The organism is Niallia taxi (assembly GCF_004005475.1).
In the GTDB taxonomy this organism is placed as follows: Bacteria; Bacillota; Bacilli; order Bacillales; family Cytobacillaceae; genus Niallia; species Niallia taxi.
In genome coordinates this window covers 345,238-365,394 of record NZ_RZTZ01000002.1, presented here as the reverse complement: position 1 = coordinate 365,394, position 20,157 = coordinate 345,238, and the positions used below count along the sequence as shown (strand labels likewise).

Annotated in this window: 20 protein-coding genes; 2 read left to right on the top strand and 18 right to left on the bottom strand. The window is 39.1% G+C overall.

Annotation, left to right across the window (positions count from 1 at the left end; all coding sequences use genetic code 11):
- Nucleotides 1-19 precede the first annotated feature (19 nt).
- The 9 genes from dnaJ to gpr all read right to left on the bottom strand — a co-directional run bounded on the left by dnaJ (nucleotide 20) and on the right by gpr (nucleotide 11,167).
- A complete protein-coding gene (gene dnaJ / locus EM808_RS06630) occupies nucleotides 20-1,147 on the bottom strand; it encodes a molecular chaperone DnaJ (RefSeq protein WP_127737402.1) in 1,128 nt (375 codons plus the stop codon).
- A gap of 196 nt (nucleotides 1,148-1,343) precedes the next feature.
- Nucleotides 1,344-3,173, bottom strand: a complete 1,830-nt coding sequence (gene dnaK, locus EM808_RS06625) for a molecular chaperone DnaK (protein WP_127737401.1) — start codon at nucleotides 3,171-3,173, stop codon at nucleotides 1,344-1,346.
- A gap of 35 nt (nucleotides 3,174-3,208) precedes the next feature.
- On the bottom strand, nucleotides 3,209-3,817 hold the full coding sequence (grpE, locus tag EM808_RS06620) for a nucleotide exchange factor GrpE (protein WP_127737400.1): 609 nt from the start codon (nucleotides 3,815-3,817) through the stop codon (nucleotides 3,209-3,211).
- Nucleotides 3,818-3,997: 180 nt separating this feature from the next.
- Entirely contained in the window at nucleotides 3,998-5,026 is a 1,029-nt protein-coding gene (hrcA, locus tag EM808_RS06615; protein WP_127737399.1) for a heat-inducible transcriptional repressor HrcA, read from the bottom strand.
- 144 nt (nucleotides 5,027-5,170) lie between these two features.
- Nucleotides 5,171-6,307 carry a radical SAM family heme chaperone HemW gene (gene hemW, locus EM808_RS06610; protein WP_127737398.1) on the bottom strand — a complete coding sequence of 379 codons (1,137 nt, stop codon included), beginning with the start codon at nucleotides 6,305-6,307 and terminating at the stop codon, nucleotides 5,171-5,173.
- An 88-nt stretch (nucleotides 6,308-6,395) separates the two neighbouring features.
- Entirely contained in the window at nucleotides 6,396-8,234 is a 1,839-nt protein-coding gene (lepA, locus tag EM808_RS06605; protein WP_127737397.1) for a translation elongation factor 4, read from the bottom strand.
- Between the two features lie 130 nt (nucleotides 8,235-8,364).
- Nucleotides 8,365-8,727, bottom strand: coding sequence for a DUF3679 domain-containing protein (locus tag EM808_RS06600; RefSeq protein WP_127737396.1), 363 nt, complete (start codon nucleotides 8,725-8,727; stop codon nucleotides 8,365-8,367).
- A 31-nt stretch (nucleotides 8,728-8,758) separates the two neighbouring features.
- Nucleotides 8,759-9,940, bottom strand: coding sequence for a stage II sporulation protein P (gene spoIIP, locus EM808_RS06595; protein WP_127737395.1), 1,182 nt, complete (start codon nucleotides 9,938-9,940; stop codon nucleotides 8,759-8,761).
- A 105-nt stretch (nucleotides 9,941-10,045) separates the two neighbouring features.
- Nucleotides 10,046-11,167: a GPR endopeptidase gene (gpr, locus tag EM808_RS06590; RefSeq protein WP_127737394.1), complete on the bottom strand. Its 1,122-nt coding sequence runs from the start codon at nucleotides 11,165-11,167 to the stop codon at nucleotides 10,046-10,048.
- 262 nt (nucleotides 11,168-11,429) lie between these two features.
- On the opposite strand from gpr, the gene rpsT reads away from it, so the two are divergent.
- Nucleotides 11,430-11,696: a 30S ribosomal protein S20 gene (gene rpsT / locus EM808_RS06585; protein ID WP_127737393.1), complete on the top strand. Its 267-nt coding sequence runs from the start codon at nucleotides 11,430-11,432 to the stop codon at nucleotides 11,694-11,696.
- Between the two features lie 83 nt (nucleotides 11,697-11,779).
- Here the strand turns inward: rpsT and holA are convergent, their stop codons facing one another.
- The 5 genes from holA to EM808_RS06560 all read right to left on the bottom strand — a co-directional run bounded on the left by holA (nucleotide 11,780) and on the right by EM808_RS06560 (nucleotide 16,868).
- Nucleotides 11,780-12,811, bottom strand: coding sequence for a DNA polymerase III subunit delta (gene holA / locus EM808_RS06580; protein ID WP_127737392.1), 1,032 nt, complete (start codon nucleotides 12,809-12,811; stop codon nucleotides 11,780-11,782).
- Between the two features lie 432 nt (nucleotides 12,812-13,243).
- Complete coding sequence (locus EM808_RS06575; RefSeq protein ID WP_328590373.1) at nucleotides 13,244-13,633, bottom strand: ComEC/Rec2 family competence protein; 390 nt, start codon at nucleotides 13,631-13,633, stop codon at nucleotides 13,244-13,246.
- A 53-nt stretch (nucleotides 13,634-13,686) separates the two neighbouring features.
- Nucleotides 13,687-15,573, bottom strand: coding sequence for a DNA internalization-related competence protein ComEC/Rec2 (locus EM808_RS06570; RefSeq protein WP_127737390.1), 1,887 nt, complete (start codon nucleotides 15,571-15,573; stop codon nucleotides 13,687-13,689).
- A gap of 24 nt (nucleotides 15,574-15,597) precedes the next feature.
- Complete coding sequence (locus tag EM808_RS06565) at nucleotides 15,598-16,185, bottom strand: ComE operon protein 2 (RefSeq protein ID WP_127737389.1); 588 nt, start codon at nucleotides 16,183-16,185, stop codon at nucleotides 15,598-15,600.
- An 89-nt stretch (nucleotides 16,186-16,274) separates the two neighbouring features.
- On the bottom strand, nucleotides 16,275-16,868 hold the full coding sequence (locus tag EM808_RS06560; protein WP_127737388.1) for a helix-hairpin-helix domain-containing protein: 594 nt from the start codon (nucleotides 16,866-16,868) through the stop codon (nucleotides 16,275-16,277).
- An 88-nt stretch (nucleotides 16,869-16,956) separates the two neighbouring features.
- Here EM808_RS06560 and comER point away from each other — a divergent pair, with 88 nt between their 5' ends.
- Nucleotides 16,957-17,790, top strand: a complete 834-nt coding sequence (gene comER / locus EM808_RS06555; protein ID WP_127737387.1) for a late competence protein ComER — start codon at nucleotides 16,957-16,959, stop codon at nucleotides 17,788-17,790.
- A gap of 135 nt (nucleotides 17,791-17,925) precedes the next feature.
- On the opposite strand, the gene EM808_RS06550 is transcribed toward comER, so the two are convergent.
- Genes EM808_RS06550 through EM808_RS06535 form a run of 4 tightly spaced genes read right to left on the bottom strand, consistent with a single transcriptional unit; the run spans nucleotide 17,926 to nucleotide 20,154 of the window.
- A complete protein-coding gene (locus tag EM808_RS06550) occupies nucleotides 17,926-18,669 on the bottom strand; it encodes a class I SAM-dependent DNA methyltransferase (RefSeq protein WP_127737386.1) in 744 nt (247 codons plus the stop codon).
- A complete protein-coding gene (rsfS, locus tag EM808_RS06545; protein ID WP_127737385.1) occupies nucleotides 18,666-19,022 on the bottom strand; it encodes a ribosome silencing factor in 357 nt (118 codons plus the stop codon). The genes EM808_RS06550 and rsfS overlap by 4 nt, the downstream gene beginning before the upstream one ends.
- Complete coding sequence (yqeK, locus tag EM808_RS06540) at nucleotides 19,023-19,592, bottom strand: bis(5'-nucleosyl)-tetraphosphatase (symmetrical) YqeK (protein WP_127737384.1); 570 nt, start codon at nucleotides 19,590-19,592, stop codon at nucleotides 19,023-19,025. It abuts the gene before it with no gap.
- Nucleotides 19,582-20,154: a nicotinate-nucleotide adenylyltransferase gene (locus EM808_RS06535; RefSeq protein ID WP_127737383.1), complete on the bottom strand. Its 573-nt coding sequence runs from the start codon at nucleotides 20,152-20,154 to the stop codon at nucleotides 19,582-19,584. The genes yqeK and EM808_RS06535 overlap by 11 nt, the downstream gene beginning before the upstream one ends.
- Nucleotides 20,155-20,157: the final 3 nt, after the last annotated feature.

Genomic DNA, 20,157 nt, shown 5'->3' with positions numbered 1-20,157 from the left:
TACCAACTCCAATCAATCTTTATTCACCCTTAAAGGCTCTTTTTACTTTTGAGAAAAAGCTTTCTTCCTCTTCCCCTTGAGGGGCATTTCCAGTTAGCTCTGCAAATTCCTGCAGCATTTGCTTTTGTTTATCTGACAGCTTAGTCGGTGTAATTAAGCGTACAATGACATGCTGGTCACCGATACCGTAGCCACGTACATTGGAGATACCTTTTCCTTTCAGACGGAATTTCGTTCCTGTCTGTGTTCCTGCAGGCACCTTAAGTTTAACCTTGCCATGCAATGTCGGCACTTCCACTTCATCACCTAGTGCAGCCTGCACAAAGGTAATAGGCATTTCACAGTAAACATCCTCACCGTCACGCTCGAAGAATTCATGTGTTCTTACATGGAATACGACATATAAATCCCCAGCAGGACCGCCATTAACACCAGGCTCCCCTTGGCCGCTGACGCGCAATTGTTGCCCATCATCAATACCAGCAGGAATTTTCACTTTAATTTTACGGCGTTTCTTCACTTTACCTGTGCCGCCGCATGTTCCACATTTATGTTTAATTTCTTTCCCAGTACCATTACAGTGCTGACAAGTTCTTCTGTTGACAATTTTCCCAAATGGCGTGTTTTGCTCTACATTTAATTGGCCTGTTCCGCTACAATGCTTACACGTAACAGGTTTCGTTCCAGGCTTTGCACCTGAGCCGCTGCATGTTTCACAAGTTTCTTCACGAGGAATTTCAATCTCTGTTTCTTTTCCAAATGCCGCTTCCTCAAAGGAAAGTGTCATTGTATATTGCAGATCTGCTCCTTGTCTTGGCGCATTTGGATCACGTCTGCGTCCACCGCCGCCACCGCCAAAGAAACTGCTGAATATATCTTCAAAGCCAAAGCCACCGAAATCACCAGCTCCACCACCAAAGCCTTGGTTAGGATCTGTGTGGCCAAATTGGTCATATTGGGCACGTTTTTGTTCATCACTGAGCACTTCGTATGCTTCTTTTACTTCTTTGAACTTTTCGTCTGCATCAGCTTCTTTATTGATATCAGGATGATACATTTTTGACAGTTTTCGATATGCCTTTTTTATTTCATCCTTGGAAGCTGTTTTCGCAACGCCAAGGACTTCATAGTAATCTCGCTTATCCATTTATAATTGCCACTCCCCGATTCTTTTCACATAGATGATATTGTAACATTTTGCATTTCTAATGTACAATAGTTTATTCTTAACGACTTAGAAAAAACCTGCTCTTTTTTTATAAAATACGAACGTTTTTTAGCCATTATAAAGAAAAGCCAAAGCCAAGGATTACCTGACTTTGACTTTTTTGTTTTGCATGTGCTTATTTGTCGTCTTTTACTTCTTCAAACTCTGCATCTACTGCATCATCATCTTTGCCAGCTGATTGCCCTTCAGCACCTTGTGCTGCTTGAGCTTGTTTAGCTGCTTCTTCATAAAGCTTGGCAGAAAGATTTTGAACGATTTCTTGTAGCGCATCTTTTTTCGCACGAATTTCTTCTAATTCGTTTTTCTCGATTGCTTCTTTAAGCGCATCTTTTGCTTCATTAGCTTTTGCTACTTCGCCTTCATCCACTTTGCCTTCCAAATCTTTTAGTGTTTTTTCTGTAGTGAACACTAATTGATCTGCTTCATTGCGCAATTCAACTTCCTCTTTGCGCTTTTTATCAGCTTCCGCGTTTTCTTCTGCTTCTCTAACCATTTTGTCGATCTCTTCGTCAGATAAACCTGTTGAAGATTTAATTGTGATTGTTTGCTCTTTATTTGTACCCAAATCTTTTGCACGTACATTCACAATACCGTTTTTATCGATATCAAAGCTTACTTCGATTTGTGGAACTCCACGTGGTGCTGGCGGAATATCTGCCAATTGGAATCTGCCTAAAGTTTTGTTGTCAGCAGCCATTTGACGTTCCCCTTGAAGCACATGGATGTCAACAGCCGTTTGGCTGTCAGCAGCAGTTGAGAACACTTGAGACTTAGATGTTGGGATTGTTGTGTTACGGTCAATAAGCTTTGTGAACACGCCGCCCATTGTTTCAATTCCCAATGATAATGGTGTTACGTCAAGAAGAACAACGTCTTTAACGTCACCAGTGATAACTCCACCTTGGATAGCTGCACCCATTGCAACTACTTCGTCAGGGTTAACACCTTTATGAGGCTCTTTACCTGTTTCTTTTTTGATCGCTTCTTGTACAGCAGGTATACGAGTAGAACCACCAACAAGAATTACTTTATCAATTTCAGAAGCACTTAAACCAGCATCTTTTAATGCTTGGCGTGTAGGTCCCATTGTACGTTCAACTAAATCAGCAGAAATTTCTTCAAATTTAGCACGAGATAGCGTTACTTCTAAGTGAAGTGGGCCAGCTTCGCCTGCAGTGATAAACGGAAGCGAAATTTGTGTAGAAGCTACACCAGACAAGTCTTTTTTCGCTTTTTCAGCAGCGTCTTTAAGACGTTGAAGAGCCATTTTATCCTTGCTTAAGTCAATACCGTTTTCTTTTTTGAATTGATCTACTAAGTAATCAATGATTACTTGGTCGAAGTCGTCTCCACCAAGACGGTTGTCACCAGCAGTTGATTTAACTTCGAATACACCATCACCCAATTCAAGGATGGAAACGTCGAAAGTACCGCCTCCTAGGTCATATACTAGAATTGTTTGATCTTCTTCTGTTTTATCAAGTCCATATGCAAGAGCTGCTGCAGTTGGCTCATTGATGATACGTTCTACTTCAAGACCAGCAATTTTACCTGCATCCTTAGTAGCTTGACGTTCTGCATCATTGAAATAAGCAGGAACTGTAATAACAGCTTTTGTTACTGTTTCGCCAAGATATTCTTCTGCATAACCTTTCAAATATTGAAGGATAATAGCAGAAACCTCTTGAGGAGAGTAGTTTTTGCCTTCAACCTCAACTTTGTAGTCTGTACCCATATGACGTTTGATAGACATGATTGTGTTTGGGTTTGTAATAGATTGGCGTTTTGCCACTTCCCCAACTTGACGCTCTCCATTTTTAAATGCAACTACAGATGGAGCTGTGCGGTTACCTTCTGGATTTGGAATAACTTTTGGTTCTCCGCCTTCCAATACAGCAACACATGAGTTTGTTGTACCTAAATCGATTCCAATAATTTTACTCATGGAAAAATTCCCTCCAATTTTTAAATATGTAGACCTTACTGACTAACCTTTACCATGGCTGGTCTGATAACTCTGTCTTTTAATTTGTAGCCTTTTTGGAACTCTTCTACTACAATATTAGGTTCTGTACCTTCCACTTCTACCTGCATTACTGCTTGATGTAGATGTGGATCAAATTCAGTTCCAACAGACTCGATTACTTGAACACCCTCTTTTTCAAGTGCATCCAACAATCCTCTGTATACCATTTCCATACCAGTATATAAGCTTTTTGCTTGTTCTTCTGTCGCTTCGACCTTCATAGCTCTTTCAAAGTTATCGATTGCTGGTAGCAAATCCATAACGATGCTTTGTGCTCTATATGTTTGCGCCGCTTCTAAATCAAGCTTTGCCCTGCGGCGGGAATTGTCAAAATCTGCTTGAAGACGCAAATAGCGATTTGATTCACTTTCAATTTTTGCCTCAAGTTCAGCAATTTTAGCATTTGCTGCCTGAAGATCCTTATCAAGTGAGTCCGCCCCTTGTTCAGCTTCAGCAGTCGTTTCCTCTTGCTTCACTTCTTCAAAGACCGCTTCTGTCTTTTCTTCAGCTGCGACTTCCTCTTGTAGTTCTTCATTCATCGTTGTTTTATCTTCTGCCAACATATTCACCTCCCTTAAATGAATTATTTGTCATAAATAGTCTTCACAGTGAACTATTATACATAATCAGCTTATATAATGCTTCCAGAAACTATCATTTTTTTTAAAAATCTTGTCCCTGCCAACATTCAAAACTAACTTTGTTTTTAAGGGACAACTATTTATTAACTATATCCTTTGATGTTAATTTTGATACAGCCTTGTCAACACTTTTGTCAAATCATGTGACATCAGGTTTAGCAGGCTGACAACTCTGGAGTATTCCATCCTCGTAGGTCCCAATATCGCAATGGAGCCAAGCTGTTTTTTTCCTAATGAATAGGAAGCAGAAATGACGCTGCAGTTTTCCATCGCCGAAACATTGTTTTCCGTACCGATTTTAATGCTGATATCTGTTGAATTATTACGAATCAAATCATGGATGCCCTCTTCTTTTTCAATCATGGTCAACAAATCTCGAATCTTATTGACATCATGAAATTCAGGCTGGCTTAGCATATTTGTTTTGCCACCAAAGAAAAGCTTCTCATGTGTATCGATTTTAACAGCATCATAGATAGAATTCAAAAATAAATCATAATGATTAATATGAAGTTTTAATAAGGAAGCAACTTCCTTATATATTTTGTTGTGCAGCTTCTCTATTGAGACTCCCGCAAGCCTTTCATTAAGGATATTCACAAGCTTTTCAATGTCATTTGCATCTGTAGATTCCGGCAAATGGAACATTTTATTTTCAACATGTCCTGTATCTGTCACGATAATGGCTATCGCTGTTTGAGCATTTAATGGGACGATTTGAATTTTTTTCAGCTTGTTTTCCTTAACAGCAGGACCCAACACAATTGTCGTATAGTTTGTTAACTCTGAGAGTATTTTCGCTGACCTTTGGACCATATTTTCCAATTCGTAAATCTTTTCAGCAAACACGGAATTCAGTGTCAACACATCTTCTTTTCGAAGCTTTTGCGGCAATAATAAGTGATCTACATAAAAACGATAGCCCTTTTCACTCGGAATTCGTCCAGATGAAGAATGAGTCTTTTCTAAATAACCAGATTCCTCCAAATCAGCCATTTCATTTCTGATAGTGGCAGAGCTAAAGGATATTTCCGGCTTTTTCGACAGGCTTCTAGAACCAACCGGCTGAGCAGATGCTATAAAATCATCAACAATCACTTGTAGTATCAATAATTGACGATCTGTTAACACATTCATCACCTCTGTTAGCACTCATTAGCACCGAGTGCTAATTCTATTTATAAATTATCAAATACAAGGGGACTATGTCAATATTTTGGTTCTTATTTCATAAAGAAATTCTTTCCTTTATTTTGTCTGAACAAAAACGAGGTGTTAAAGTATCCCAATGAATGATTGGAACACTTCGTTTCCAAGGAAACGTCCGTTGTAAGTAAGCTTTAAGTTCCCATCATCCATGGAAATTAACCCTCTTTCCAACAGCCCCTTCAGTTCATCTGCAAATAGTGTCTCGATGTCTTGATTATATTTTTCTTTAAAGGAATTTAAGCTAACCCCACTGTTTTTTCTTAAACCTAAAAACAGCTCTTCTTCCATTTGTTCAGTTCGAGTTACCTTATGATTATCAAGTAGCGGCAGATTTCCTTCAGCCAGAGGCTCCATGTATTTCTTCAATGGGCCAAAATTAGAACGGCGATATCCGTTAACATAACCATGGGCTCCTGCGCCGAAGCCATAGTATTCTGCGTTGTTCCAATAGGTAATATTATGAATGCTTTCATAACCTTCCTTGGCAAAATTGCTTATTTCATATTGTTTGTAGCCATGTTTCTCCATTTCCTCCATAAGCAAGCGGTACATCGTTGCTTCAGCATCTTCACCTGGTGTTAAAAGCTTGCCCTTACGAAGAAGATTATAAAATACCGTTTTCGGCTCGATAATCAGCGAGTATCCAGAAAAATGCTGAATATCTAATGTGAAGGCCTGCTTTAATGTTGCCGCAAAGTCTTCCACTGTTTGTCCTGGCAGACTGTACATTAAGTCGATGCTAATATTGTCAAATCCGATTTTGTTTGCAGCTTCAACAGAAGAAAAAACATCCTTTGCGCGATGCGTTCTTCCGATTCGTTGCAGCAATTCATCATTAAAGGATTGCACACCAAAGCTTAAACGATTGACTCCACCATCATATAGTGCCTTCAGTTTATCTGGAGCCAAATCTCCAGGGTTCGCCTCAAATGTATATTCGGCATTTTTATCTAAAACAAGATTTTCACTAATAATTGCACATAATCGCTCCAACTGCTTAGCATTTAAGCTTGTCGGCGTTCCTCCTCCGACAAAAACGGTGGAAAGTGCATGTTGGTTATTAGCTGCTGTCAGCTTGATTTCCTTTTCTAATGCGTCCAAATATTCGTCCACAGGCTGACCCTTAAGAAATACTTTATTAAAATCACAGTAATGACATATATGTTCACAAAATGGTATATGGATATATGCTGCTTTAATCAATATGTCACGGTCCTTTCTTTTTGCAAATAAATAAGAAAAGAGGTTAGCGCTGCTTTTATTTCAGCAGCCTAACCCCGTTTTGTTAAAATCATGAATTTTTCGTATTGTTATCATCCATGCGCAATACGGCCATAAATGCCTCTTGCGGCACTTCTACAGATCCGACTTGCTTCATTCGTTTTTTACCTTCTTTTTGCTTCTCTAGCAATTTACGCTTACGGGATATGTCACCGCCATAACACTTCGCCAATACGTTTTTACGCATCGCCTTGATTGTTGAACGTGCGACGATTTTCTGACCGACAGCAGCTTGAATAGGCACTTCAAACTGTTGACGCGGGATTAGTTCCTTCAGCTTTTCAACGATGAGTTTTCCTCTTTCATACGCAAAATCCTTATGGACGATAAAGCTTAACGCATCGACCTTTTCTGCGTTCAGAAGGATATCCATTTTCACGAGCGTAGACGTTTTGTAGCCAATAAGCTCATAGTCAAACGATGCGTACCCTCTTGTATTAGATTTCAGCTGATCGAAGAAGTCATAAACGATTTCAGACAGCGGAATTTCATAAACAATTTTGACACGAGTTTCATCCATATATTGCATATCAATAAACACGCCGCGTTTCAATTGGCAAAGCTCCATGATTGCCCCAACATATTCGTTCGGAGCCATCATTGTCGCCTTCACATAAGGCTCTTCAATATGGTCAATTTTTTGTGGGTCAGGCATTGCTGATGGGTTGTCCACCTTTAATTCTGTTCCATCTGTCATAATTACATCATAAATAACACTTGGAGCTGTTGTAATTAAGTCAATTTTAAATTCTCGTTCAATTCTTTCCTGGATGATTTCCATGTGAAGCAGTCCTAAGAAACCACAACGGAAACCAAAGCCTAATGCCTGAGAAGTTTCCGGCTCGAATTGAAGAGCAGAATCATTAAGCTCAAGCTTTTCCAACGCTTCACGAAGGTCATTAAATTTCGAGCTATCAATTGGATATAAGCCGCAATATACCATTGGATTTAGCTTACGGTACCCTGGCAGTGCTTCGACTGCGCCGTTTTTCGCGCTTGTTATCGTGTCCCCGACTCTTGTATCGCCGACATTTTTGATTGCAGCTGTAAGGTAACCAACATCACCAACAGACAGCTGATCTGTACTGACAGCCTTTGGCGTGAATACGCCGACCTCAATTACTTCAAACTCTTTGCCTGTTGCCATCATTTTGATTTTATCGCCTGCTTTAACTGTACCTTCGACAACACGAATATATGTGACTACACCTCTGTAAGCATCATAAAGGCTGTCAAAAATAAGTGCTTTCAACGGCGCTTCCGGATCTCCTTGTGGAGCAGGAACCTTTTCTACCACTTGTTCTAAAATATCTTCAATTCCAATGCCGGCCTTTGCAGAAGCAAGAACCGCCTCAGAAGCATCCAAACCAATGACCTCTTCAATTTCGTTACGAACACGTTCTGGATCAGCACTCGGTAAGTCAATTTTATTAATAACCGGAACTATTTCCAAGTCATTATCAATTGCCAAATACACATTCGCAAGTGTTTGCGCTTCAATACCTTGAGCCGCATCCACAACAAGCACAGCCCCTTCACAAGCGGCCAGACTTCGGGAAACTTCATATGTAAAATCGACATGTCCCGGTGTATCAATCAAGTGCAGTGTATAAATTTCGCCGTCTTTTGCTTTATATTTAAGCTGAACGGAATTCAGCTTGATTGTAATCCCACGTTCTCTTTCAAGATCCATTGAGTCTAAAAGCTGGTCTTTCATTTCGCGCGCTGTCAACGCATTTGTCTTTTCTAATATTCTATCTGCTAATGTAGATTTTCCATGATCAATATGAGCGATGATGGAAAAATTACGGATTTTTGATTGTCTATTAAGCATTTCTTCTCTGTTCATCTAGTTCACTCCTACAATAATCGCACATATACACTATTTCTGATTATAGCAGTGTGATGGATAAGATTCAATGAAATTATCGGAAAGAATAAGCACCGCTTTCCTTTTATCCAAAGAGAGGTAAACCTAATCACGGCTGGTTACCTGTATCTTTATCCTTGTTTATGACACCGCTGACCAAATCAACACCCTTTTGGGCAAGAGAGGAGACGCCATCAGCGACACCCTTCCCTATCCCGGAAAGTAGATTAAAGGTTTTCATTTCCTCCATCTGCTCTTTCTTTTTTTGTAAATCATGGCTTGTAACATCACTGCCTAATATGGAGGCTTCCAACCCGCCTTGCTCATTATTAATTGCTAAAGCACTGCTGAAGTTTTCGTCTTCATAGCCCTTCATCTTTAAAATACCTCCATTTGCCTGCTGCATTCCGAATAACACACAAGCAAACATCAAGAAGGCAATACCTAGTGCCTTCAAGGTAAACATCTTCATCTGTTAAGCACCTCCTTACTTGTTCATTTTTTTAGTTACCGTTCACACTCTCTGCTTTCCAATAATACTCACTAAAAGCATCTGCCAAAGCCTTTGACGTTCTGTTCAGCTCTGCAAACGTATTGTCAACACCGCCAATTTCAACTAATATACTGTTTTCTGACAAGTCCTGATTAAATTTCCCATTCGTATACGCCCCTTTTTTCAAGATAACTCCTCTTGATAGGGACTTGTATTTGTTCTTTAGGATGCCATGCAATTCTTCTGCAAGCTGCTGATTCTTTTCGAAGTTTTTGTTATTTCCGCCAATCACAAAGGCAATTTTCGCATAGTCCTTGCCATCAATCGTAGTCGTTGTGTTTTTTCGTCTTTGAGAATCACGATGAATATCAATAAAGTAACTTAAGTCTCTATTATCAGACATTGCTGCTGCTACCACTTCTCTTGAACCTTGATAGGATTGGGTGTAGCTCCATCCTTTTTTATTGAGCAGATTTTGAATATCCTTCTTTTCTACGGTTGTGCCAATCCCCTTCATTTCCAGCTCCTCTTTCATGACATCTCCTAAGTTTGTGATGTTTATTTTCGAGTGTTGAGCAAGATTTGGGTCCTTTACACCTTTAAGATAAGGTAGGAAGGATTCTCGATTATGGGAAAAATACAAATAGACAATTTTTTTATCGCCTGTTGTGGGAGCGGCTGCGGTTTGTTTTTTCTCTTTTTCTTCCAGTCTTTTTATTTCATCCGTACGCTGCAGTGCCGCTTCTTTTCCAGCCTCGATAAACGGCTGTGGAGGTGCTGATTCTAGAGGCAAATTCGTATAGTTTGTTCCATCACCCGCTACGAGTATTTCACTGTCATATAAAGAAAAGGCAGGAAGCTCTCTTCCAAGCAAGCTTCTTGGATCGTCTAAATTAATATTCGTTGCTAGCTTTATAAACAATTGACTTATATCTAAATCCTTCTGTTCTTCTGATAGAGCAGACAAAAAGTAATGATTTTCAGAACCGAGCAGAGAGTAAAAGAAGCTCCCTTCTATCTCGCTAGGTGATTCTTTCAAGATGGTTGCACCCATGTCTATTTCCTGCTTTACGGCCGAAACAGCTATCACTAAAATAAAAATAACAATAAACAGCATAAAAAATACGGGCAGGATATTCATTACATTGGCATTCAATATGTAAACGTCTGTTTTTTTTCGTAATGGTTTCATGTTCACCTCTCCTAGCAAGTCTATTAATTACTATGTAAATGCTAGGAGAGATAGAACTATTATTTTTTTTCAAAATGCTAGATTCTTTTTCTGACGGTGTATAAATTAATGTGTATTAAATCCGACGTTTTCCTGATTAATAGCAGTATGCAGTGATGCATTCAGACCATTAGCGAGCAGGTTGGACATATCCTCAATGAAAACATCCACTTCCTTTGGAGTGACCATTAAGTTGTGGCCAATTGGAGAAAGCACTTCAAAAATAAGCTTGCGCTTTTCTTCCTCTGGCAGTGTGCCGATAATGCCTAAAAATGTTTTTCGATGATGCTCTTCTGGTAAATCCTCTTCTGTCAGCACTCTTTTTTCTCCAAAGCTTAAACCGGCGGGAGCTAGAGCCCTAGAAGGCCTGTCTCCTTCCTTCAATTCTTTTCCAAAATGCTTCAAAATATAATCGATCGTATCACTTGTAATCGACACAGCATCAACAACTGTCGGAACACCTATTGCAATGACAGGTCTGCCTAATGTTTCCTTACTTAACTCTTTTCGTTTATTGCCAACACCAGAACCTGGATGAATACCTGTATCAGAAATTTGGATCGTAGAATTAACTCTATCAATGCTTCTTGATGCTAGTGCATCAATTACAATGACAAAATCCGGGTTTGTTTTTTCCACAACGCCTTTAATAATGTCACTCGTCTCAATTCCTGTCAGTCCCATAACTCCTGGTGATAACGCACTGACTGGTCTGTAGCCTTTATCCACATTCTGGGGCTGCAATTCAAACAAATGTCTTGTCACAAGAATGTTTTCACAAACTTGCGGGCCAAGCGCATCTGGAGTTACATTCCAGTTACCTAAACCTACTACAAGGCAGGAGGCATCTGCAGAAATATTATTAGATGCTAGGAATTGAGAGAATTCCTTGGCAAATAGTTTTTCAACCTCCGCCTGCAGCTTACTGTCCTGCTGGCGAATGCCCATGACTTCCAATGTTAAATACTTGCCTTTTTTCTTGCCGATAAGTTCTTCACCTTTATCTGTTACTTCGACATAAGATACTTTTATACCATTCTCTTCTTTTTCCTTTATGATTACCCCATCAAGTTGAGATTGGTTCGGTTCTGTTTGAATATGTGCTCTTTGGCTAAGTGCCAATTCATTTGCTTCAATTGCCAAATCAGTTCTGACGGCATACATGCTTAAATCAAGCTGTTCACTCATCCTACATTCCCCTCCCACGAATAATTGATATATTCTATCTTTTCCTTGCTGAGACAAAAAAATTCACCGCATAGAAAGAGTTTAATCAGCTTTTTCTTATGTTTAAATAAAAAAATGCGTGTTAACGGGGCAAATTAAGAGGAGAGTATTGCATTATTACAAACGGTTTGATAAAATATCATTTGTTCTTTAAGTTTTTTAGGAATGTAAAAATCGAGTTTATATATGATTCTCGATGCTTCTTTTTAGGAGGTGAACGTAAATGCCAAACATTAAATCTGCTATTAAACGCGTAAAAACTAGCAACGCTCGTAACGCTCAAAACACTACAGTTAAATCAGCAATGCGTACTGCTGTTAAAAAAGCAGAAGCTGCTATCGCTTCTGAAGATACTAATGCTGCGAACGAAAGCTTTGTAGTAGCTGCTAGCAACTTAGACAAGGCTGCTTCAAAAGGTCTTATCCATAAAAATGCTGCTGCTCGTAAGAAATCTCGTCTAGCTAAGAGAAAAAACGCGATCAATGCATAATTAATTAAAATAGGCTATCATTCATTTGGTGGCCTTTTTAATTGGTACATAAAAAAAACGCTGCCAAAGGGCAGCGTTTTTTTCTATGCGTTTCTATTAGCTTGTCCTAATTTAAAAAGAATCATTTCAATGATCATTGTCTTGTTCATTCCGCTTGTCTTCATCTGGTAGTCAGCCTCAGCGAACATGCTGATACACCTTGTTAGCTCCTCATCTGTAAAGCGATTTGCCTGACCGGCTGCAAGCTTCACCCGAAACGGATGGACCTTTAAAACAGACGCGATTTGCTGCTGTCCATAGCCTGTTTTCGAGAGTGCCTTCACTTGATAAATAAGACGAAATTGGTTTGTGATGATTGCGAGCATTTTTAATGGCTCTTCATTTTGCTTTAATAGATCGTAATAAATCCTTAATGCCTCATCAATTCTTTTGTTAATTATTTTCTCAACAAGAGCGAAAATGTTCTGTTCCAGCGACTTAGCGGCCAGCTCCTCGACAATTTCCTTCGTAATGAGTTTTGAATCCTGTACATAAAGCGCCATTTTGTCCACTTCACTTGTCAGAAGAAACAGGTTTGTTCCAGCAATACTAAGAAGGGAATCGAGAGCATCGTTGTCTAATTCTACTTTATTGTAGGAGGCTCTTTGCTTCATCCAATTTTTTAATTCTTGTTCATTTAATTTCTTTGCTTCGAGAATTTCCGCAGTCTTTTTCATTTCCTTTGTGATTTTTTTCCGTTCATCCAGCTTTTCGTAGCTTCCCGTAAAGACAATTATCGTATAGGGAGAAGGCTCGTTTAAGTATGCTTCTAGCCTCTTTACATCATGTTCCACCTTTGATTTTGTTTTCTCACTTGTCAGGAAAAATGGATTTTGCAGGACGACAACCTTTCTATCACCAAAAAACGGAATCGTTTCGGCATCCTCAATTGCCAGCTCTATACTGACCTCCTCCAAATCATACGTGGATAGGTTAAAGTCCTCTTCTTCTGGATTTAATGCGGTTTGAATTAAAAGCTGCTTTGTTTCATTTATTAAAAAAGACTCTTGTCCATACATCAAATAAACGGGCGCAAATTCCTGTCTTTTTATTTTTTTCCAAATTTCTTGCATCATAACATTATTCTCTCCGTTCATATCCCTCTAAGTAAGGGGAGCAAGGCAGCTAGCCAAGCAACTATTTTTCGTCTATCTTATATCGTAAAGAAGCATTTCCATTTTGACAAGTGATAAAAACTAGAAAGCGGGCAACCATTTTATAGAAAAGCTCCAGCCCTCTTTGAAAAACGTTGGTGGTGGCTTTTCAAAGAAGGCATTTACATTTCTCTATTAGGTAACCCGCTTTCAATCTATAATGAACGTAGCATATTAAGGCCTAGGATACTTAATATGCTACGGTACACTGTTATTAGTGTTTTCACACAAACACTCGTGAAAACTAAAAACCAAACCAGGATATCCGCAGATTATTCAAGTAATTTAAGTATGATATTTCAAAAAGGAATTCTCTATTATGCGGATGAATTTTCCCTGTGGTTTTGATATAGTTTATGGCATCTGCAAAAAAAAGGTGCCTTTTTTTTGTGAATATTTAAAAGAAATGGTTCCATTCACGTCTGTTCTCCACACTGTTATGTTTTTTGCATGCAATCTTTCAAGCACCCCTTTATTTGGGTGCCCGTAAATGTTGTTTTTGCCTGCTGAAATGATGGCAACGGTTGGATCTACTGCCTGAATAAAGTCATCTGTTGTGGAGGTTTTACTTCCGTGATGAGCAACCTTCAGTATATCAGCCTTTAAATCTGTTTTTTTATTTAGCAGCATTTCTTCCCCTATCTCCTCAATATCACCTGGAAACAGCCAAGTCAAGCCTCCGAGTCTGGCTGAAATGACAAGTGATCCATCATTTTCACCACTGCTATAATCAGCATCTGCTATTGGGGCAAGAATCTGAAAACCTACATCTCGGCTCGTCCAGCGGTTTCCTGCTTCTACAAACAGGACAGGAATACCTTTCTTTTTTGCAAGCTCACATATTTCCCCTCATCCGTTAGTTTCAACTTGGTTTTAGCCATAAGAATTTGCTTTACTTGAAGATTATTGATAACTGCCACACTGCCGCCAACATGATCCAAATCCCCATGTGTAAGAATTAGTTTTTCAATTTTTGAAATTCCTTTACTTTTTAAGTAAGGAACTAGCGTGTCTTCACCAACCTCGTATCGATCGTCTCTTTTCGTCCATTCCTCTTCTTGAAAGGTAACTGTGCCTCCTGTATCAATAAGATATGTTCCTTGGTTAAATGGCTCGTGAATCAATACACTGTCCCCTTGCCCGACATTAATAAAAGCAACTTCTCCGTACGGGCTCCATATATTTCCTGCATGCTGAAAAAGAAGGAGGCTTAACGGGATAAGAAATAACCTTTTTCTCTTATCAGGAAATGCCTCATACAAGTAGAAAAATAACGGAATAAGCAGAATATACAGAAGCAGCTCCAGCTTGTCTGGTTTTCCAAAAATCATTGTAACATGCGGAAGTTTTGCAGCTGTTAAAGCAAGCCAGTCAGACAACAAGCAAAGTTTATCAAGTGGATAAAGAAGCAGTGGGGTCATATTTACAAAAAGCATCGATAGAAGGAACACTAATATACAGTATGGAAGAAGCACAGAATAAAAGGGGATATATACAAGGTTTGCAAGAAGGGATAATACAGGCAACTCATGGAAATAACTCAACAGGAAAGGCAATACAGACAATTCACAAAAATAGGCAGTGAGTACATATATTTTCCATGATTTTTTTTCTGTTTGCTCAAAGATAGTGGTGCTAAGCAATAAAAACAGACTGACAACAAAGGACAGCTGAAAGCCAATGTCATAGACAATTCTCGGATTTATAAACAAATAAATAACAAAAGCGATGCTCAATAAATCAATCGAGGAGTAATCTGTTCGCTGCCACCTTTTTTGGATAAGGACTAGCATGGCTGTCGAAACAGCTCTGATGACAGAGGGACTTAATCCTGTCAGGATGGTGTAAGCAGGCAAAAAAACCAATAATATTGTAATGCCCCTTTGTCTCGTCACACCTATTCGCAGTAAGCCGTAATAGGACATCCCTATTAAAAGGATAACATGTGACCCAGAAATGGCTAACAAATGAACTATCCCTATTTTTTGGTATGCCGACTGAATATCACCACCCATATAATCTCTGTCTCCAAACAATAACGCAATCGCAACTGGAGCAGTTTGTTCGGTAAATACAGTGTTAATCCAGCTGCTGCCTTTCTCTCTTAGCATTAGAATGAAGTATAGTGGATGAAAATTTGATTTTTCGCACGAGGAAAAGCCTTTTCTATCTACTTCCAGCAGCCAATGGATCGACTTTCCTGTCAAATAGCCTTTGTAATCAAACATACCTTCATTGGCAGCTGCTGCAGGCTTTATCAGTTTTCCTGTAATTGTACATATTTGTCCAAGAAAGGGCTGTTTGAGAATATGCTGTTTTTCTGAAGGTGTACGTAATTTATATTGAAGTAAAAGTTTTTCACCTGTTGCAGTGCCTTCGGCAGTGACTGTCCACTTGTTTCCATCTATTTTCGGTACTTCCTGTATGGTCAAAGAAAAGGTTGATTGAGTTTCATTCAAACCGGTAACATTGGTTTTTTGATCTATTTGGACTCTATAAAAAAAGACTGCAAAAAGGAATAACAGCAATAAAACAGCTGGATATGACCATCTTTTCACAGTAATGAGCCAACTGGCCAGCATGATAAAAATTGCCGCAAAAGGGAGAAACAAAGTTAAGGCAGAGAGGGTTGCCAGAAGCGAAGCTATAGCAAAATAGAGGAGGTTATTATATTGTCTGCTCATGTTAATTAGAGAGAAACTTCTTCCTTATACTGAAGAAGTTTCTGTAGGGATAATGGAAAACAGCTCTTCTGCTTGCTTTTCTAATTCCTCTATCCCCTCCATGTCCTCCCTGCTATCTTTCAGCTGACTTAACAACGTCTCAACAAATAGCTTCTTTTCCGTTTTATTATTATCGAAAATAACCTGTTGTTTTTCTACCTTTTCAACATGTACCTTGGCCTGTTCAAAAAGCTCAATCGCATATGGATGGTTTTTATAATCATGTTCATAATATACTGTCTTAATACCGGCCTGTACAATCGCCTTACAGCATTGCAGGCATGGAAAATGAGTCACATAAATATCTGCAGATGCTGTTGCCACACCAAACTTAGCACATTGCAGGATGGCATTCATTTCTGCATGAATCGTGCGGACACAATGATGATCAATTACGTAACAGCCTTCATCCATACAGTGTACCCCACCAGCTATACTGCCATTGTAGCCTCCTGCTATGATTCTTTTATCCCTGACAATTGTTGCACCGACAGCAAGTCTAGTACATGTACTTCTCAATGCAAGTAATTCACTTTGTGCCATAAAATATTCATTCCAAGATAATCTTTCCATTATTTTCAGCCACTCCTAAAAAATGATCTTAAAAAACTATCCTTAGTTTATATGCAAGAAATCTCTACGTCAATTTGACATTAAAAACGCTACTTTACTGTGATGAGCTCCTTTAACTTTTCAAAGGTTTTTTCGCCAATCCCGCTTATTTCCTTTAATTCAGCCGCGTCCTTAAACCCGCCATTTTGTTCTCTGTATTCCATTATCGCAGATGCTTTAGCTTCACCTATTCCAGGCAATGTAAGCAATTGACTGCTGTCAGCTTCATTAATGTTTACAAGGGCTGCATCCCCATTCTGTCCTGCACCACCATTAACACTTTTCGACTCCTCACCCAGCTTTGGAATATAAACAATCATCTCATCTTCCACTCTTTCTGCGAGATTGATCGCATTTTCGTCAGCTTCGTTTGTGAATCCATTCGCCCTTTCAATTATATCCATGACCCGTTCTCCTTGTTTTGCTTCATACAAGCCGGGAGCCTTAACAGCTCCTTTCACATCGACATAGATATCTGGCTCTTGTATTGCTTGTGCTTTCTCCATGCCAGCAGCATCAGTCAGCTCTCCCAGCTCTATTCCTGCTTCAGCCTCATTCGCTTTAGAAACAAAGTGATACCCAATAAATACAGCAAATGCCGTGCAAAGCAATATAATAAGTCTTTTTTCTGAAAGCCATTTCATGTCAGTATTCTTCCTTTCTAGGTATAATCCATGTTAAACACTCATATCGTTATATGAGAAACCGCTCATTATAGGGGGGAAATAAACCGTGAAAATAGGAATGATTGGAACAGGCAATATGGGGAAAATTCTTATAGAGGCATTGCTTGAAAGTAAGGCTATTTCTCCTGCTGACTTACTAATCCAAAATCGTACGCTGGCAAAAGCAATTCAAATTAAGGAGATATATCCGGCAGTTACTGTTTTAAAAACAGCCAAGAAAGTTGCGCAAAATGCTGATCTTATTTTTTTGTGTGTAAAGCCGCATGATGTCTTTAGTGTAGCTTCTGACATCGCTCCATATCTTTCGGCAGACAAATGTGTTGTGTCCATTACAAGCCCCATTAATACAGAGCAGCTAGAGAATGCCGTGTCATGCTCTGTCGCTCGAATTATCCCGAGCATCACAAATAGAGCACTATGCGGGGTAGCATTATTTTCTTATGGAAGCAACTGTACACAAGAATGGAAGCAAGCACTAAGTACACTGTTTAATAATTTCTCTACACCGACTGAGATTGCTGATAACATTACAAGAGTGGCGTCAGATATCGTCAGCTGCGGACCTGCATTTTTCAGCTATTTGACACAGCGCTTTATTGATGGTGCTGTTGAGGAAACGGAAATTGATGCCGACACGGCCACTAAGCTGGCAAGTGAGATGCTGATAGGGCTAGGGCAGCTGTTAGAAAAGGGTTATTACACATTACCGACACTGCAAGAAAAGGTTAGTGTAAAAGGCGGGGTCACAGGAGAAGGCATTAACGTATTGGAAAAGAACATTGGTGATACATTCAATCAACTGTTTCAAGCAACACAGCATAAATTTGAAGAGGATTTACAGTTAGTCAAAAATTCCCTAGTTATACATAAAAACATTTAGGGATTTCTGCTATTATACCATTCGCGATGTAAAAGAAAATTCCTGCTTATTAAGTTTGTTTTTTCTAGTTCTAACAAGCTTTTCCACAAAAATTGTACATAAAAAACACACCTCAAAAAAGGTGTGTTTCTTTAGTTATTTCTTGCAGTAAAAAAAGATTCTCTCTGCGTCCTCTTTTATTTCGCCATTCTGAAAATCCGCGGTAACTTTCTGAATAGAAAAACCGGCGGATTTAAGCCAACTGCTGTATTGCTCTATTGAAAAGGTTCGTTGAAAATGCAATTCATCATAACGGTTATATTGCTGTGTAGACTCATCCAAATGGAAGAACGATAAATCATGCTCGACACTGTTAGGATGTTCTCCTTCATAGCAGAGCCAAATAAGACTGACATCTTCATCATTCAGTGCATACGTCTGATTATGGAAAAGATGGTTCATCTTATATAAGGAATGAACGTCAAACATAAATAATCCGCCATCATCTAAGTGCTCATATACGCCCTTAAATGTGTTCACAACCTGTTCTTCTGTCTGCAGGTAATTTAATGAATCACAAAAGATACCGATGAAATCAAATAATGGTAAATCCTCAAGCTCTGACATGTCCTGCTCCATAAAAAACACAGAAAGATTATGTTCTGCCGCTTTGTTTTGAGCAACACTCAGCATATCAGAAGAAATATCTGCACCTGTTACAGCAAACCCCTTTTGAGCCAGCCTAACGGACAGCTCACCAGTACCACAGGCTAAATCAAGGAGATTGTCGCCCTTTATGTTGTACTCCTGCTTCGCTGCTAATAGGAGCTCCACCCACTTATCATATGGAACATCATCCATCAATCTGTCATATAGATAAGCGAATTGCTGGTAACTCATTGCTCAATCACACTTTGGATATTTTCAACTGGTGCATCTCCCCAAAGTCTTTCCAAATTGTAATATGTTCTTTCATCACGGTGGAAGACGTGCACAACGATGTCTCCAAGGTCAACAAGAATCCATTTCGCTTCTTGGTATCCTTCCAAACGCTTGACTGTTACACCGATTTCTCCACATTTATCTTTAATCTCACTCGCAATTGCCTGCACCTGTTTATCAGAATTACCGTGGCAAATCACGAAATAATCTGAGACTAAAGAGATTCCTTTCATGTTTAATGCTACTATATTTTCTGCTCGTTTATCATCTGCTGCTTTAACTGCAGTCAAAAGCAAATTACGTTCTTCCATTTATTCTACCTCCGTTTTCATTACAAAGCTGTTGTACATTTCAAATGTCGCAGGAAAGACCGATTGGTTGCGGCTCATTAAAAATGATATTGTATTTTTAACTGATTTTATAAAAGCATCATCCAAACTGATCATCGCTAATTCTCTAACCTCATCGACTCCAGGGAAGGTTCTTCCTGGCTCGATATAATCTGCTAAATAGATGATTTTTTCCAGTTTGCTCATTCCAGGTTTTCCAGAAGTATGATACTTAATGGCATTAAGCACTGCCTGATCTTTTATGCCTGCTTCCTTTTCAACTAAATATGCCCCAACAGGAGCATGCCAAAGTTCAGAATGAAAGGCTAACAATGTTTTATCCATTTTTTGATCAATAATGATTTGCTTCATTTCTTCTTTCGGACGAAATTTTGCATAGTCATGAAAAATGGCTGCCAATTCCGCTTTTTCCGTATCTTCATCATATCGCTTCGCTAGTTCAATGGCTGTTCCCATGACACCAATCGTGTGAACATACCGCTGTTCTGTCAATTGTTCTTTTACGATGAGAAGCGCTTGTTCACGATTCATATAATCTCTTCTCCTTAATATATCGTTCCACTTCTTCTTTAACTAGAAACGATATAGTTTCTCCCTTTATAAGCTTGCCTCTTATCAGCTTTGAGGATATGTTAATATCCGGTACTTCGACAAATTGTACGGGATAGCTTGTATCAATGCTATAGTTTGGCCTATTAACGCTTATAAAATGGACCAGTTGAAGCAATTCATCAATCATGTACCATTTTGGTAAGTACTCGACCATATCGGCACCAATGATGAAATGAAATTCAAATTCAGGATGCATTTCTTTTAAGATAGTCATCGTATCAAAAGTATAGGATTTGCCTTCCCTGTCAAGCTCAATCGTCTGGACATGAAACCCTTCCTTATCCTTAATTGCTAGACGCAGCATCGCTAAACGATCTTCATTGGATGCGCTCCCTGATTTTATTTTATGCGGAGGCTCCTGATTTGGCATAAACCAAATCTCGTCCAAATTTTCATGATGCATGACCTCATTCGCAATAATTAGATGACCGATATGAGGAGGATCAAATGTTCCTCCCAATATTCCAATCTTTTTTCTCAAAGA

Coding starts and splice junctions, on each gene's coding strand:
- dnaJ (WP_127737402.1), bottom strand. CDS start 1,147: ATGGATAAGCGAGATTACTATGAAGTCCTTGGCGTTGCGAAAACAGCT.
- dnaK (WP_127737401.1), bottom strand. CDS start 3,173: ATGAGTAAAATTATTGGAATCGATTTAGGTACAACAAACTCATGTGTT.
- grpE (WP_127737400.1), bottom strand. CDS start 3,817: ATGTTGGCAGAAGATAAAACAACGATGAATGAAGAACTACAAGAGGAA.
- lepA (WP_127737397.1), bottom strand. CDS start 8,234: ATGAACAGAGAAGAAATGCTTAATAGACAATCAAAAATCCGTAATTTT.
- EM808_RS06600 (WP_127737396.1), bottom strand. CDS start 8,727: ATGAAGATGTTTACCTTGAAGGCACTAGGTATTGCCTTCTTGATGTTT.
- spoIIP (WP_127737395.1), bottom strand. CDS start 9,940: ATGAAACCATTACGAAAAAAAACAGACGTTTACATATTGAATGCCAAT.
- gpr (WP_127737394.1), bottom strand. CDS start 11,167: ATGAGTGAACAGCTTGATTTAAGCATGTATGCCGTCAGAACTGATTTG.
- rpsT (WP_127737393.1), top strand. CDS start 11,430: ATGCCAAACATTAAATCTGCTATTAAACGCGTAAAAACTAGCAACGCT.
- holA (WP_127737392.1), bottom strand. CDS start 12,811: ATGATGCAAGAAATTTGGAAAAAAATAAAAAGACAGGAATTTGCGCCC.
- EM808_RS06570 (WP_127737390.1), bottom strand. CDS start 15,573: ATGAGCAGACAATATAATAACCTCCTCTATTTTGCTATAGCTTCGCTT.
- EM808_RS06565 (WP_127737389.1), bottom strand. CDS start 16,185: ATGGAAAGATTATCTTGGAATGAATATTTTATGGCACAAAGTGAATTA.
- EM808_RS06560 (WP_127737388.1), bottom strand. CDS start 16,868: ATGAAATGGCTTTCAGAAAAAAGACTTATTATATTGCTTTGCACGGCA.
- EM808_RS06550 (WP_127737386.1), bottom strand. CDS start 18,669: ATGAGTTACCAGCAATTCGCTTATCTATATGACAGATTGATGGATGAT.
- rsfS (WP_127737385.1), bottom strand. CDS start 19,022: ATGGAAGAACGTAATTTGCTTTTGACTGCAGTTAAAGCAGCAGATGAT.
- yqeK (WP_127737384.1), bottom strand. CDS start 19,592: ATGAATCGTGAACAAGCGCTTCTCATCGTAAAAGAACAATTGACAGAA.